The 13,584-nt window shown below is 58.8% G+C and carries 13 protein-coding genes; 4 read left to right on the forward strand and 9 right to left on the reverse strand.

Annotation, left to right across the window (positions count from 1 at the left end):
* Positions 1-174: 174 nt before the first annotated feature.
* The 7 genes from ACR0IV_RS16710 to ACR0IV_RS16740 are packed head-to-tail and all read right to left on the reverse strand — an operon-like array spanning position 175 to position 8,665.
* Positions 175-2,628 (reverse strand): GcvT family protein, encoded by a 2,454-nt coding sequence (locus ACR0IV_RS16710; RefSeq protein ID WP_480659770.1) that lies wholly within the window; start codon positions 2,626-2,628, stop codon positions 175-177.
* 34 nt (positions 2,629-2,662) lie between these two features.
* The gene (locus ACR0IV_RS16715) at positions 2,663-3,556 is read right to left on the reverse strand and encodes a homocysteine S-methyltransferase family protein (protein ID WP_480659771.1); all 894 of its coding nucleotides are present in this window, start codon (positions 3,554-3,556) and stop codon (positions 2,663-2,665) included.
* Positions 3,557-3,568: 12 nt separating this feature from the next.
* The gene (locus tag ACR0IV_RS16720; RefSeq protein WP_480659867.1) at positions 3,569-4,603 is read right to left on the reverse strand and encodes an alcohol dehydrogenase family protein; all 1,035 of its coding nucleotides are present in this window, start codon (positions 4,601-4,603) and stop codon (positions 3,569-3,571) included.
* Between the two features lie 21 nt (positions 4,604-4,624).
* On the reverse strand, positions 4,625-7,072 hold the full coding sequence (locus tag ACR0IV_RS16725; protein WP_480659772.1) for a GcvT family protein: 2,448 nt from the start codon (positions 7,070-7,072) through the stop codon (positions 4,625-4,627).
* Positions 7,073-7,087: 15 nt separating this feature from the next.
* Positions 7,088-7,468, reverse strand: coding sequence for a GFA family protein (locus ACR0IV_RS16730; RefSeq protein ID WP_480659773.1), 381 nt, complete (start codon positions 7,466-7,468; stop codon positions 7,088-7,090).
* Between the two features lie 4 nt (positions 7,469-7,472).
* Positions 7,473-8,096: a LysE family translocator gene (locus ACR0IV_RS16735; RefSeq protein ID WP_480659774.1), complete on the reverse strand. Its 624-nt coding sequence runs from the start codon at positions 8,094-8,096 to the stop codon at positions 7,473-7,475.
* Complete coding sequence (locus tag ACR0IV_RS16740) at positions 8,096-8,665, reverse strand: helix-turn-helix domain-containing protein (RefSeq protein WP_480471747.1); 570 nt, start codon at positions 8,663-8,665, stop codon at positions 8,096-8,098. The genes ACR0IV_RS16735 and ACR0IV_RS16740 overlap by 1 nt, the downstream gene beginning before the upstream one ends.
* A gap of 57 nt (positions 8,666-8,722) precedes the next feature.
* Here ACR0IV_RS16740 and ACR0IV_RS16745 point away from each other — a divergent pair, with 57 nt between their 5' ends.
* Positions 8,723-9,073, forward strand: a complete 351-nt coding sequence (locus ACR0IV_RS16745; RefSeq protein WP_480659775.1) for a DUF1294 domain-containing protein — start codon at positions 8,723-8,725, stop codon at positions 9,071-9,073.
* On the opposite strand, the gene ACR0IV_RS16750 is transcribed toward ACR0IV_RS16745, so the two are convergent.
* Positions 9,070-9,522 (reverse strand): GAF domain-containing protein, encoded by a 453-nt coding sequence (locus ACR0IV_RS16750; protein WP_480659776.1) that lies wholly within the window; start codon positions 9,520-9,522, stop codon positions 9,070-9,072. The genes ACR0IV_RS16745 and ACR0IV_RS16750 overlap by 4 nt on opposite strands.
* A 72-nt stretch (positions 9,523-9,594) precedes the next feature.
* Positions 9,595-10,767 carry a thiolase family protein gene (locus tag ACR0IV_RS16755; RefSeq protein ID WP_480659777.1) on the reverse strand — a complete coding sequence of 391 codons (1,173 nt, stop codon included), beginning with the start codon at positions 10,765-10,767 and terminating at the stop codon, positions 9,595-9,597.
* A gap of 101 nt (positions 10,768-10,868) precedes the next feature.
* On the opposite strand from ACR0IV_RS16755, the gene ACR0IV_RS16760 reads away from it, so the two are divergent.
* The 3 genes from ACR0IV_RS16760 (at position 10,869) to ACR0IV_RS16770 (ending at position 13,561) form a co-directional block, all read left to right on the forward strand.
* A complete protein-coding gene (locus ACR0IV_RS16760) occupies positions 10,869-11,207 on the forward strand; it encodes an STAS domain-containing protein (protein WP_480659778.1) in 339 nt (112 codons plus the stop codon).
* A gap of 18 nt (positions 11,208-11,225) precedes the next feature.
* Positions 11,226-11,675, forward strand: a complete 450-nt coding sequence (locus ACR0IV_RS16765) for an ATP-binding protein (RefSeq protein ID WP_480659780.1) — start codon at positions 11,226-11,228, stop codon at positions 11,673-11,675.
* A 308-nt stretch (positions 11,676-11,983) separates the two neighbouring features.
* The gene (locus ACR0IV_RS16770) at positions 11,984-13,561 is read left to right on the forward strand and encodes a gamma-glutamyltransferase family protein (RefSeq protein ID WP_480659781.1); all 1,578 of its coding nucleotides are present in this window, start codon (positions 11,984-11,986) and stop codon (positions 13,559-13,561) included.
* Positions 13,562-13,584: the final 23 nt, after the last annotated feature.

Genomic DNA, 13,584 nt, shown 5'->3' on the forward strand with positions numbered 1-13,584 from the left:
TCTGATGGTTCGACAACTCCCGGGTTTTTGAGTTTCAAGGATTTTGCGAGGCTCTGCCTCGCGCTTCGAGATATTTGGGGCCAGATGAAGTTGGGATCGCCTGCTTCATCTGGCTAAAAATATCTCGGGGGAGTCGCGGCTTGCCGCGGCGGGGGCAGAGCCCCCTGCCTTGTATCAGACTTTCACCCGTTCTGACTTGGGGTCGTACATCGGCTTCAACGAAACCTCAGCTTGAACTTTTACACCGCAGACATCGATTTCGTATGTCGATGCAAGAACATCTGCCGCGCTTTCACTGTCGCATGGGACATAGCCCATACCAACTGCACCACCCAGCGTATGACCGTAATTCCCCGAGCTCAGATAACCGACATATTCACCATCTCTGACAATGGGTTCATTGTGGAACAACAAAGGCTCCGGATCAATCAGACGGAACTGCACCAACCGGTTCTTTGGCCCGCTTTCCTTGCGTGCGATTACGGCTTCGCGACCGATGAAATCGTTGCCCTTGTCCACCTTGACCGCGAAACCCAACCCTGCATCGACGACATGGTCCTCGCAGGTGATGTCGTGACCGAAATGGCGGAAACCTTTCTCGATCCGGCAGCTGTCCATCATGTGCATGCCACAAAGCTTGAGACCCATGTCCTGCCCCGCTTCATGCAAGGTTTCGAACACATGACCCGCCATGTCCGAAGAAACATAGATCTCCCACCCGAGCTCACCCACATAGGTCACCCGGTGCGCACGAGCGAGGCCCATGCCGATCTCGATCTCCTGGGCAGTGCCAAACGGGTTCGTCGCGTTTGAGAAATCGTTTGGCGAGACTTTCTGAAGCATAGCGCGCGCATTCGGACCCATGACGGCCAGAACGCCCTCGCCCGCGGTCACATCCGTGATCACCACGTTGTAACCACCTGCATGACGCTGCATCCAGGTTTGATCAGCCAATCGGGTGGCGGCCGGTGTGACAACCAGATACGCCGTTTCGGTCAGGCGGGTGACTGTTACGTCGGCCTCGATCCCACCATTGCGGTTCAGGAACTGAGTGTAGACGATCTTGCCAGCTGGAACCGAATAATCCCCACCACCGATATAGTTCATGAACTTCTCGGCATCGGGGCCTTCGACGCGGATCTTGCCGAAGGAGGACATGTCATACATGCCCACATTCTCGCGCACGGCCTTGTGCTCGGCGGCGGAGTTCTTGAACCAGTTCTGGCGTTTCCAGCTGTATTGGTATTCGCGCTCCTGCCCTTCATTCGCGAACCAGTTGGCGCGTTCCCATCCGGCCAATTCACCAAAAACCGCGCCTAGTTCTTTGAGGTGATGATGAAACGGGGTACGCCGCACACCACGCGCAGTGGCCTTTTGGCGATAGGGGTAGTGGTCGGCATAAAGCAGACCCAGCGTTTCTTTCGAGCGCTCAAAGAGGTACTGTTTATTGCCCTGGAACGGCTGCATACGACTGATGTCAACATCACCCAGATCAAACGGTTTCTCGCCGCTATCCATCCATTCGGCCAGCGCCATACCTGCGCCACCTGCAGACTGAATGCCGATTGAGTTGAACCCGGCCGCGACCCAGTAATTATCCATCTCGGGCGCAAGCCCCAGATGATAGGCGTCGTCCGGCGTGAAGGATTCAGGGCCATTGAAGAACGTATGAATCCCGGCCTCTGCCAACATTGGCATCCGGTTGACGGCTGCTTCGAGGATGGGTTCGAAATGATCGAAATCCTCGGGCAGCTGATCGAATTCGAAACTGTCGGGGATGCCGTTCATCGCCCAGGGTTTGGCATTTGGTTCAAATGCGCCCAGCAGAATTTTCCCCGCATCTTCCTTGTAATAGGCGCACTCGTCCGGCACACGCAGGACCGGCAATTGGGTTAGCCCGTCAATGCCCTCGGTGACAATGTAGAAATGTTCGCAGGCATGAAGCGGGACATTCACGCCCGCCATGCGACCAACCTCGTGGCCCCACATACCCGCACAATTCACCACCATGTCGCATTCGATATGCCCCGACGCGCTGCCGTCATCAGCGACCCAGTCCACACCCGTAACCGAGCGGCCTTGCTTGACGATATCAGTAACCTTCACGCGTTCCTTGACGATGCCGCCGCGCTGGCGCGCGCCCTTTGCCAATGCCAGCGCGATGTTGGCCGGGTCACCCTGCCCGTCCAACGGCAGGTAGACGGCGCCTTTGACGTCCTCGACATTCAGATGCGGATACATCTCTTTGACGCGTTCGTTCGAAATCTCCTCAACCTCAACCCCGAAGGCGCGGGCCATGGCGGCCTGGCGATAGATTTCTTCCTTGCGCTCTTCGGTCAGGGCGACGGTAATCGAGCCGCAGCGTTTGAACCCAGTGGCGACACCAGTTTCCTCTTCCAGCGATCCGTAGAGTTCCTGGCTGTACTTGGCCAATTTGGTCATGTTCGCTGTTGCCCGCAGCTGCGCAATCAGGCCAGCTGCGTGCCAGGTGGTACCACTGGTCAGCTGTTTGCGTTCAAGCAAAACAACGTCTTTCCAACCTTTCTTGGTCAGGTGATACGCGACCGAACATCCAATGACGCCGCCGCCGATAATGACCACGCGGGCCTTGTTGGGAAGATCAACCATTTGGGTGCCTTTTCCTGTCTTTCAAAGTTACGTGTCAGACGATCCGGTGACCGGCGTCGTCAAGCTGTTGCGCGAGGGCGACGATGTGATCGGGACCAACTTCACAGCAACCGCCTATGATCGTGGCGCCTTGAGCGACCCAGCCCATTGCGTGTTTTGCATAGGCCGCAGGTCCCAGATCGGTGCGCTGTTCCAGCGCGTCTACTGTGGGGGCCGCTTCGAGAAAGCCGTCCGTGATACCGGTGAACCCGTTGGCGTAAGCTCCGAACGGCAGTCCCATCGGGGCGAGTATGTCCAGCGCGGCGGGGATGGCTTCGGGGCGCGAGCAGTTGATCAACACCGCTTCGGGTCGGAACCGGGTAAGCAGGGGCGCGACGTCCTCAAGCGCCTCACCCGAACGCAAGCGCGTGCCATCGTCATCCTTGACTGAGAAGGCGATCCAGATGGGTTTTCCGTGACCTTCGACGCCTCGCAATGCGCCTTCGGCTTCCTGAACCGACGATACGGTCTCGATCAGAAACAGATCGACGCGGTCGGCCATCATCGCAGCCAGTTCTCCGAACTTCTCTGCCGCATCTTCGGGGTCCGGGTTCAGATCGGGGCGATAGGTGGCCAAGAGCGGGCCCAGAGAACCGGCGATACGCCCACCGTTTCTGGCGCGCGCCTGTTCGGCTTCGGATAGGGCGGCATCGATCAGGGCCTGCAGTTGATCCTCGATCCCTTCGCGCACAAGGCGCGAGCGATGAATGGCATATGTATTGGTGGTCGCGACCGTGGCACCGGCGCGAAAATACGCGTCGTGCACTTCAGCCAGAATCTCGGGCTTGTCGATCATCACCCGCGTCGACCAAAGCGGCGTGGGTCTGTCGCCACTGCGCTTGACCAATTCCTGCCCGATTGAGCCATCCAGAAGTGTGATGTCAGCCATATTCCGTTGTCCTCATGGGATAAGCACCAGTTTTCCCGGCAATGTTTTCGACTGAAAATCCTCTTGTGCCCGGTCGATGTCTTTCAGCGCGTATGTCTTTGAGATCAGCGGCTTGATCCGGCCCGCATTCATCAAATCAACTAGACGACCAAAGACCTCGAACGCCTGATGGGTGCAGCCGTGGATCGTTATGTCGCGCAGGTAGATGTCGCGGAGATCGGCCTCAACGATGGGTCCGGCGATGGCACCCGACACAGCATAGTGGCCACCGGGTTTCAGCGCCAGGATCAGACCGGGCCATGCAGGGCCGCCCACGACATCGATCACCACATCGAAGGTGTCTTTGGGCAGGGGTGCTTGCCGGTCGAACGTGCCCACGGCTCCTTGCTCTTTGACAACATCTGCTTTCATGAGACTGGTCAAGCCATAGACACTCGCGCCTCTGATCGCGGCCAGTTGCACAGCGGCAAGACCAACACCGCCTGACGCGCCTGTGATCAAAACCTTATGGCCCGCTGCCACACCCGCGCGGGTCAGCAGGTTTTCCGCCGTGCCAAAGGCACACGGGATGGCCGCAATTTCGACGTCAGTCAGCGGCGAGGGCGTGACGTCATAAAGATCGGCCGCCTCGACCAAACAATATTGCGCAAAGGCTCCGTCAACTTCGGAGCCGAGCGCGATGAACCCGGTTGGATTGCCGGGGCTGGGGCGTGGCAGATTGATGGGGCAGGTGACGCGTTGGCCGGATTGAAACCCGGTCTCTGGATCCGCCAGTTCGACAATGCCGCAAAGATCACCGCCCTGTATGCGGGGGAACTGCAAAGCTCCGCCCCAGCCCCCGGCCTCGACATTCTGATCGACCGCGTCGGTTGCGCCGGTCACGTCCGAGGAATACCAGCCAATGCGTGTGTTGATATCCGTGTTGTTTACCCCAGCAGCCGCAACCCGGACCAGCACCTGCCCGGGTCCGGGCGTTGGCACGGGGATATCCTCGCGCCATTCCAGCGCCTCTGGCCCGCCGTGGCGGGTCAGATAGACACCTTGCATGACGCTGGGGACACCCACAGGTCAGGCCCGCAGCCGTTCGTTGGCCGGATCCCAGAGGGGTTGATCCTCTTGCACAACAGCGGGGTATTTCTGGCCGTAGATTTCGACCTCCAACGCTGTACCCGGGTTCGCCAGGTCGGTCTTGATCATGCCCAGCGCGATAGACTTGCCAACGCGATAACCCCACGCGCCCGAGGTCGTTTCGCCCACGATCTCGCCATTGTGCCAGATGCAGGACATGTAGGGCGCGTCGCAGTCACCCGCGTCAACGGTCAGGGTCACGAAGGACTTCTTCACGCCCTGCTGCTTTTCATTCTGGATCGCGGCCTTGCCGGGGAAGTCCTGCGGTTTATCCAGTTTGACGAAGCGCTCCAATCCGCCTTCCAGCAACGAATAGTCGGTCGAAAGATCGCCCTTCCAAGCCCGGTATCCCTTTTCGATACGCAGGGAGTTCAGGGCATACATGCCGAACGGCTTGGCACCAGCATCGATGATCGCGTCATAGATCGCAGGCATGTCTTCGTTCAGGGCGTGCACTTCCCAACCCAGCTCTCCGGCGAAGGAGACGCGGATCAGATGGGCGGGTCGCCCGGCGACGGTTGCCGCCTGATGGGTCAGCCACCCCAACGAGAGATCGGCATCAGTCAGACCCGACAGAACCTCGCGCGCATTGGGGCCGGTGACGATCAGCGTGTCACGGGTCGTGGTGACGTCCTCGACGCTGACACCAGCGGGCATCGCTGCCATCAGAATATCACGGTCATGCCATTGGGCGGTGGCGGCGGTGATCATGACGAACGCGTCTTCGTCCAGTCGCAAGCAGGACATCTCGGTCAGGATGCGACCGCGTTCGTCGGAGATATAAACCAGATTGATGCGCCCAACCTTGGGCAGACCACCGGTGACAAGGCCACGCAGCGCCTCGGCCGCACCTTCACCTTTAACCATGAAACGCGAGAATCCCGGCAAGTCCAGCACGCCGCAATGGTCACGTACGGCCTCGCATTCCTCTTTGATCCGCTGTTCCCATGGTCCGGAGCGACCCCATGTATGCGTCGCGTCCAGCGACGTATCATCGCCCGGTTTCGCGAACCAGTTGGCCCGTTCCCAACCGTTATAGGCACCCATCACGCCGCCCAGTTCCTTGACCTTCTCATGAACGGGCGAGAGTTTCTTGTCGCGTGCCGCAGGCCATTCGTGATGCGGGAAGTGCATGGCATATTCGTTGCCATAAACCTCCATGCCTTTCTGGTTGCAGTAGTCCTGATCGGTGTAGTCGGTATAGCGACGCGGATCGACGGCCCACATATCCCACTCGGTTGCGCCATCGACGATCCATTCAGCAAGCACCTTGCCCGCGCCACCGCCTTGCGCGATGCCGAAGGTGAAAGTGTGCGCTTCGAACGCATTCTTCACACCGGGCATTGGGCCGATCAGAGGCAGGCCGTCGGGCGCGTAGGGGATCGGGCCGTTGATCACGCGGCCAACGCCTGAAGTTGCCATCAGAGGTACCCGTTCCATCGCGTCGGTAACGATGTCCTCGATCCGGTCCAGATCGTCATTCCACAGCTGGAAGCTGAAATCCTCGGGCATCGGGTCGTCCTCGGTCATCCAGTGGCCCTTACAGTTGGGCTCATAGGGGCCGAGGTTGAAACCGTTCTTCTCCTGCCGCAGGTAGTAGGAGATATCCACATCACGCAGCAGAGGCAGCTTGCCGCCATTTTCCTTGGACCACGCTTCGATCTCAGGTACTTCGTCGGTCAGCAGGTACTGGTGGCTCATCACCATCGCGGGCACGGTGCGCCCGCCATAGGGCTTGAACCATTCACCGACGCGCTGCGCATAATAACCTGCGGCATTGACCACATAGTCACAGGCGATATCGCCCTTCTCGGTGTGAACGGTCCATGTGCCATCGTCGTGCTGGGTCACGTCTGTCGCCGGGCAGAAGCGGATGATCTTTTGCCCCATGTCGCGCGCACCCTTAGCCAGAGCCTGCGTCAACTGTGCCGGATCAATGTCGCCATCGGTCGGATCGTACAGAACGCCTTCAAGATCATGGGTTTCAAGGAAGGGGTACCGCTCCTTGGCTTCTTCGGGTGTCCACATCTCCATCGGGATACCCTGGTAGCGGCCCATGGACATGGCGCGCTCGAATTCCTGCATCCGCTCTTTGCTATGCGCCAGGCGGATCGAACCAGAGACGTGGTAGTTCATCGGATAATCGACCTCATCCGCCAGACGCGAATACAGCTCGGTCGAATAGCGCTGCATGTTCATGATCGCCCATGAAGTCGAGAAGGTGGGCACGTTACCCGCTGCATGCCATGTAGACCCCGCAGTCAGCTCGTTCTTTTCCAACAGAACGCAATCGGTCCAGCCCTTCTTGGCCAGATGATAAAGGGATGAACAGCCGACAACGCCGCCGCCGATGATGACCACACGGGCCTTGGTTGGAAAATCACTCATGCGCTTGGTTCCCTGTTAGTGTGCCCGCTGGGGCAGATCGTCCTGAATGTCGTAGTAATCGCCCTTGTCGGCGACGAAGATGTGCTGGGCGAGCTTCAACCCGGTGGGTTCGTCCAACGAGCCCACGGAGATCGCGATCGTGTCCTCATCGTTGTGCTGCCAGAAGAGGAACGAGCCGCACGCGCTGCAAAAGCCGCGCTTGGCGATGTCAGAAGCGCGATACCAGCCCAATGTCTCGCTGCTGGTAAAGCTAAGATTATCCTGATGCGTCACGGTCGAGGCCCACAGATGCCCCGACTGCTTGCGGCATTGTCCGCAATGACACGCGTTGGGCGGGGTGAGGTCGCCGTCAATCGTGAACGCAACCTTGCCGCAGAGGCAGGATCCTTTGTGCATACCGTTACCCCCTAGCTGCGGGCGTTGTGCTGGTCCCCAGCAACACGCCGTAGATGATGAAACAGGTCGCCATCACGCGGCGGACCCAGATATTGAACACAGCCCCCAGAGCCGCCTTCCCCATCAGCGCGCCCAACAAGGTAAAACCGGTGTAGCTTAGCGTCGTGATAACCAGAGCGGTTGGCATGATGATCGACATTTGCTGCCAGATCGGCACCTCGGGCTGCACGAATTGCGAAAAGGCGGCGAGGTATCCGGCCACGCTTTTGGGATTGATCGTGGCCACAGCCAGAGCGTGCAGATAGACATGCCGGGCGGGTCGTTCCGAGGCCGGGGCCGGTTTGGAAGCGTTCATCCACCCGCGTATCCCCATCCAGATCAGAAACCCGGCACCGATCAGCTTGGCAACGAAGAAGCCAGACGGCGACGCGGCAATCAGGGCAGTGATGCCCAGTGCCGACAGGATCAGAAACACGCTCGCTTGGGTCAGGATCGCCAGAACGCCCAGCATGGCTTTCGGAAAGGGCAGGCTCATCCCGTTCGAGATGCAGTTCACCGCATTCGGTCCCGGTGTGGTCACGAACACCACCCAGAACAGCGCGAATATGGTCCAGGCCTCAAAACTCATCAGTACACCGGCGGGGCGATAACCCAGACGGCTACGGCTGGCTCGTCATAGGGGTTGGACCAAAGATGGCGTTCATTGCGGATGCGGAAGCTGTCCCCGGGACCGACCGTGAACGAACGATCACCAATCGTCAGGTCCAGTTTTCCGGACAGGATATAGCCCACCTCTTGCGTCGGACGCAGGGTAGGTGTTTTCAGACGGGATCCGGGTTGGAACGTTGAATGGACGACTTCAAAGTCATCGGTCAGATCGGGTGAGAGCAGTTCCTCGATCAGACCTTCCTCACCGGATCCCATCTTCCGACGGGACCCCGCGCGAACGATGAGGCCCTGTTCGTCAGCAGGGGCAGCAGATTGGCCAAACAGCATCGACATGGGGACGTTGAGACAATCCGCAATCTGCCTCAGGTCCGAGATTGTCGGCTCGGACAAGTCCCGCTCGACCTGACTGAGCCATCCGACAGAACGGTCCAGACGCGTCGCTATGTCAGTCAGGGTCCAGCCGCGCGCCTTGCGGAGGGCACGCAGATCTGCGCCAAGTGTGGCGCTATGTGAGGCCTGACTGTTCAAAGGACGCTCTCGCTGTTGGTGAAATTTTCTCTCGTATTTTCACGATGCGCTGAATCGGTGAAATTTCCAAGCATTTTTTCACTTGGGGTCACAGGCGCGATTGGCTATGCACGGTTCATGTGGATAGCAGTGCTGTATCTATGGGCGATCAACGCTCTGACTTTGCTGGCTTTTGGCTGGGATAAGCTGAATGCGCGACGGCGGAAAAAGCGCGTCCCGGAAAAGCGCCTGTTATGGCTTGCCACGCTCGGAGGCAGCCCCGGCGCTTTATTGGGGCGCTGGATATTCAGTCACAAAACCCGCAAACGGCGATTCTCGATCTGGCTTTACGCGATTGTCGGGGTTCAGGTGGCGTTGGGCTATCTGCTCATCTCACACGACTTGGTCGGGATGCTGCAATCGCTTTAACGCGCGAAAACCGAATCCAGAATGGAAGACAGCGCCGCGGCGTCTTCATCTCGGAACGCATCAGGCTGGTCGCTGTCGATGTCAAACACCGCGATCACATGACCTGCCGCGTCGCGCACCGGCAAAACCAACTCTGACCGGGTTGTTGAAGCACAGGCGATATGCCCGGGAAAAGCATCGACATCCGGCACCAGCTGTACCTCTCCGGTCCGCGCGGCTGCACCGCAAACTCCGCGTGCAAACGGAATCACAAGGCAGCCGTGGCCTCCCTGATAGGGTCCGATTTTCAGCAACTCCGGCTCAGTTACACGGTAGAATCCGGTCCAGTCAAAGCGGTCATCGGAATGATGCACCTCGCAAGCCACTGTCGCCATCAGCGCGACCTGATCGGTCTCACCTTCGGTCAGTGCGGCGATGGTTTTGGCGAGCGTGTCGTAGTCTGCGGTCATAGGTCTTGCTTTGCGGGTTTAAGTTTGAGGGGGCAATGCCCCCTCGTGAGGTATTTCCAAACGGACAAAGGGTCAAACACGTTCTATCGCGATAGCCGTACCCTCGCCGCCGCCAATGCAGATGGCCGCAACCCCGCGTTTCAGGTTCCGCTTTTCCAGCGCATTCAGCAGCGTGACCATGATCCGGGCACCTGAAGCACCGATGGGGTGACCCAGCGCACAAGCGCCTCCGTTCACATTCACCTTGTCTCGGGGCAGGCCCATTTCGTGCATGAAAGCCATGGGGACGACGGCAAAGGCTTCGTTAACCTCCCACAGATCCACATCGTCCTTGGCCCAGCCGATCCGTTCCAGCAGCTTTTGCGCCGCAGGAACCGGAGCGGTGGTAAACAGACCCGGGGCCTGCGCATGGCTGGTGTGACCGAGGATGCGCGCGCGGACCGTCAGGCCCTGCGCCTCTGCCACATCGGCAGACGCCAGCACCAGCGCGGCCGCCCCGTCAGAAATTGACGAGGAATTGGCGGCCGTCACCGTACCGTCCTTACGGAACGCAGGTTTGAGCGTGGGAATCTTCTCGGGCCGCGCCGATTTCGGCTGTTCATCCGCATCCAGCGTAACTGCGCCCTTGCGGGTCTGGATCGTGACCGAGGTGATCTCTCCATCGAAGGCCTTGGTGTCCTGCGCTGTCAGGGCATTCGACAGCGATTGCAGCGCGTATTCATCCTGTGCCTCGCGAGTGAACTGATAGGATTCAGCACAATCTTCGGCGAAAGTGCCCATCAGGCGACCTTTGTCATAGGCGTCCTCAAGCCCGTCGAGGAACATGTGATCAACGACCTGACCGTGCCCGATGCGCGCGCCGCTGCGCATTTTCGGCAGCAGGTAGGGGGCGTTCGTCATGCTCTCCATCCCGCCCGCAACCATCGTATCGGCATGGCCCAGCGCGATCTGATCGAACGCCATCATTGCGGCCTTCATCCCTGAGCCGCACATCTTGTTCAAAGTCGTGGCAGGCACCTCTTCGCCCAAACCGGCTGCAAATCCTGCCTGGCGTGCGGGCGCTTGACCCTGACCCGCAGGCAGAACGCAGCCCATCAGGACCTCGTCCACGGTATCGGTGCCTGCCCCTTGCAAAGCAGCCTTGATTGCGGCGCCGCCCAAATCCGCAGCCGGGACGCCATCGAACATGCCCTGAAACCCGCCCATCGGCGTACGCGCGGCCCCTGCGATCACTACTTCCCTCATTTGACGCCTCCTCATGCTTTCCCGCCCTTGGATACCGAATGGTAAGAATTCCCGTCTAGCGTATTTCTACGATCTAATTGCAATGCGAAGGGCGGTTGACCATGGGGCTGAGCAGCAGCACGACCGGCAATACACAGGTAATATCAGTTCATTGCGACCGGATTGACGCAGCAATGGCAATTCAGTTCAAGGAAGACATGCGTGCGCAGACCCAGACAGGCGCATCGCGGGTTGTGTTGGATCTGTCCTCGGTCGAATTCATCGATTCCAGTGGTCTGGGGGCAATCGTGGCCTCGATGAAACAGCTTGGACATGGGCGGCAGCTGGATCTGGCGGGCCTGCATCCGATTGTCGAAAAAGTGTTCCGACTGACCCGTATGGACACCGTCTTTCGCCTATTTGCATCATTGGAAGACGCAATCGCCACTGGCGCCGACTGACCGGTAGGAGGGGACAGCGTGGCCTCTGAGCGCGAACAGGACTGTCTGGACCTGAATTTTCCGGCAACCGAGATACAGGCTAGCAGGGGTATCGCTATGCTCAGCAAACAGCTGGCCGCATATGGGCTTCCTGCCAACAAAGCGGATGACGTCAAAATCGCGTTGGCCGAGGCGATCAACAACGTAGTCGAGCATGCCTATGCCGGAATTGCCCCTGCCGATATTCAGGTTGATTGTCGTCTTTGTAAAAAGCAGCTGGTTATCCGAATTCGAGATACCGGCAAACCCTTGCCCGATCTGCAGCCGCCTGAGGCAACACCGGCCTCAGTCAAAACTTCGCTGCAAGACCTGCCCGAAGGGGGGTTTGGTTGGTTCCTGATTCACCAACTTGCCAGCGAAATTCACTATGAGCGGACAGACAGCAGCAACGTGCTGCTCTTGCGTTTCGATTTCGCCGATGCGCCATAATAAGCGCCAAATGGTCACAATAACGCCGTGATCGAACCATTGTTGCGCCGCAAACAAAGGACATACACAAAGGGTAGCTCAGATAGCTTCCCTCGGCGCCTAGCGTCACAGCCCCCACCCAGTGAACGGCGCCGAGGACCTCCTCCCTCCAATAGCAATGGACAGTTTTCGACCAGGTGTCGTGCAATGTTCTTATGATGGCGCCGGTATTTCGCAGCGCGTTCCGTCGAAATATGGGTCAACGCATTTTTGATTCAGATCGGGCATGAAGTGCTCTAGTCTCTGCACGTTTGCAGAAGGAAAGAACCATGCACGATTTTCACAAGGCTGGCCGCTCGGAAGTTCTGGCGACCGAAGGAATGTGCGCAACATCCCATCCGCTGGCAGCCAAAACCGCCTTGGACGTTCTGCAGAGGGGCGGAAACGCCATGGATGCCGCCATCGCCGGAGCGGTATTGCTGGGGATTTGCGAACCCCAGATGACGGGTTTGGGGGGCGATTGCTTTGTCTTGTACAACAGAGCCGGTGAAAACACTGTTCGGGCAATGAACGGATCAGGCCGTGCGCCCGCCCGGGCGGACGCACAAGGCCTGCGTGATCAGGGCCTGGATACGGTCCCGCTAGATAGCCCGGATGCGGTGACACTGCCCTGTGCGGTCGATGCATTTTGTCGGCTGGCCCAGACCGAGGGGCGCCTGGGACTTGATGCGATCCTGCAACCTGCAATTCACTACGCCGAAATCGGCGTACCGGTGGCCCCACGCGTGGCGTTTGACTGGAAGAACGCGGCTACAGCTTTGCAGGGTGTGGCGCGTCAGCACTATCTGGCGGACGACAAACCGTTGAAGATTGGGCAAATATTTCGTGCACCGGGCCAGGCGGAAGTGCTGCGCCGCGTTGCCGCGCACGGGCGTGAGGCCTTCTACTCTGGCGAGGTCGCAGATGACATGTTGACCGCCGTGACCAACCTCGGTGGTGTTCACACCGCTCAGGATTTCGAAGCGGTTCAAAGCGAAGACGCGACACCGGTCAGCGGCACATATGGTGATCTCGAACTCATTGAGCATCCGCCGAATGGACAGGGCGCGACAGCGATCTTGTTGTTGAACATTCTGAAGCATTTCGATCTGTCGGCCCTCGACCCTGGTAGCGCCGCGCGTATTCATATCGAAGCCGAGGCGAGCAAACTGGCTTATGATGCGCGCAACCGATTTATCGCCGATCCCGATCATACGGCCCGGATGGAGTATTTTCTGGCCCCGGAAACGGCAGCAAAACTTGCAGCGCTGATCAAGTTGGACAGCGCAATGCCCGCCGCTGCACCGCTGACGGATAATGTGCACAAGGACACTGTCTATATCACCGTGGTCGACCGCGACCGCATGGCGGTTTCGCTAATCTACTCGATTTACCATGGCTTCGGCTCGGGCATCGCGTCTGAGAAGTTCGGTATTCTGCTACAAAACCGGGGCGCGGGCTTTACGCTCACCCCCGGTCACCCCAATGAACTGGGCGGCGGAAAACGCCCCATGCACACAATTATCCCGGGCATGTTGAGGAAGAACGATCAGATCCTCATGCCCTTCGGTGTGATGGGCGGCGCCTATCAACCGACCGGCCACGCGAGATTGGTGTCGAACCTGCTGGATTATGATCTGGAACTTCAGGCCGCCATAGACATGCCACGCGCCTTTGCTGATGGCGGTGTCCTTAAACTTGAACGCGGCTATTCGGACAAAGTAAGGCAACAATTGGCCGATCTTGGCCACATTATCGAAACTCCGGAAACCCCACTTGGTGGGGCGCAAGCCATTCGAATCTCAGAGACCGGAGTTCTGGAGGGGGCCAGCGACCCGCGCAAAGACGGATGCGCGCTTGGCTACTAGGCCAGGCAGCTTTGTTGCGAAAT

This window comes from Ruegeria sp. C2, from assembly GCF_056537765.1.

What these genes read in the sequence shown, in the direction of transcription:
- ACR0IV_RS16710 (WP_480659770.1), bottom strand. Translation starts at nt 2,628, where the DNA reads ATGGTTGATCTTCCCAACAAGGCCCGCGTGGTCATTATCGGCGGCGGC.
- ACR0IV_RS16715 (WP_480659771.1), bottom strand. Translation starts at nt 3,556, where the DNA reads ATGGCTGACATCACACTTCTGGATGGCTCAATCGGGCAGGAATTGGTC.
- ACR0IV_RS16720 (WP_480659867.1), bottom strand. Translation starts at nt 4,603, where the DNA reads ATGCAAGGTGTCTATCTGACCCGCCACGGCGGGCCAGAGGCGCTGGAA.
- ACR0IV_RS16725 (WP_480659772.1), bottom strand. Translation starts at nt 7,072, where the DNA reads ATGAGTGATTTTCCAACCAAGGCCCGTGTGGTCATCATCGGCGGCGGC.
- ACR0IV_RS16730 (WP_480659773.1), bottom strand. Translation starts at nt 7,468, where the DNA reads ATGCACAAAGGATCCTGCCTCTGCGGCAAGGTTGCGTTCACGATTGAC.
- ACR0IV_RS16735 (WP_480659774.1), bottom strand. Translation starts at nt 8,096, where the DNA reads ATGAGTTTTGAGGCCTGGACCATATTCGCGCTGTTCTGGGTGGTGTTC.
- ACR0IV_RS16750 (WP_480659776.1), bottom strand. Translation starts at nt 9,522, where the DNA reads ATGACCGCAGACTACGACACGCTCGCCAAAACCATCGCCGCACTGACC.
- ACR0IV_RS16755 (WP_480659777.1), bottom strand. Translation starts at nt 10,767, where the DNA reads ATGAGGGAAGTAGTGATCGCAGGGGCCGCGCGTACGCCGATGGGCGGG.
- ACR0IV_RS16760 (WP_480659778.1), top strand. Translation starts at nt 10,869, where the DNA reads ATGGGGCTGAGCAGCAGCACGACCGGCAATACACAGGTAATATCAGTT.
- ACR0IV_RS16770 (WP_480659781.1), top strand. Translation starts at nt 11,984, where the DNA reads ATGCACGATTTTCACAAGGCTGGCCGCTCGGAAGTTCTGGCGACCGAA.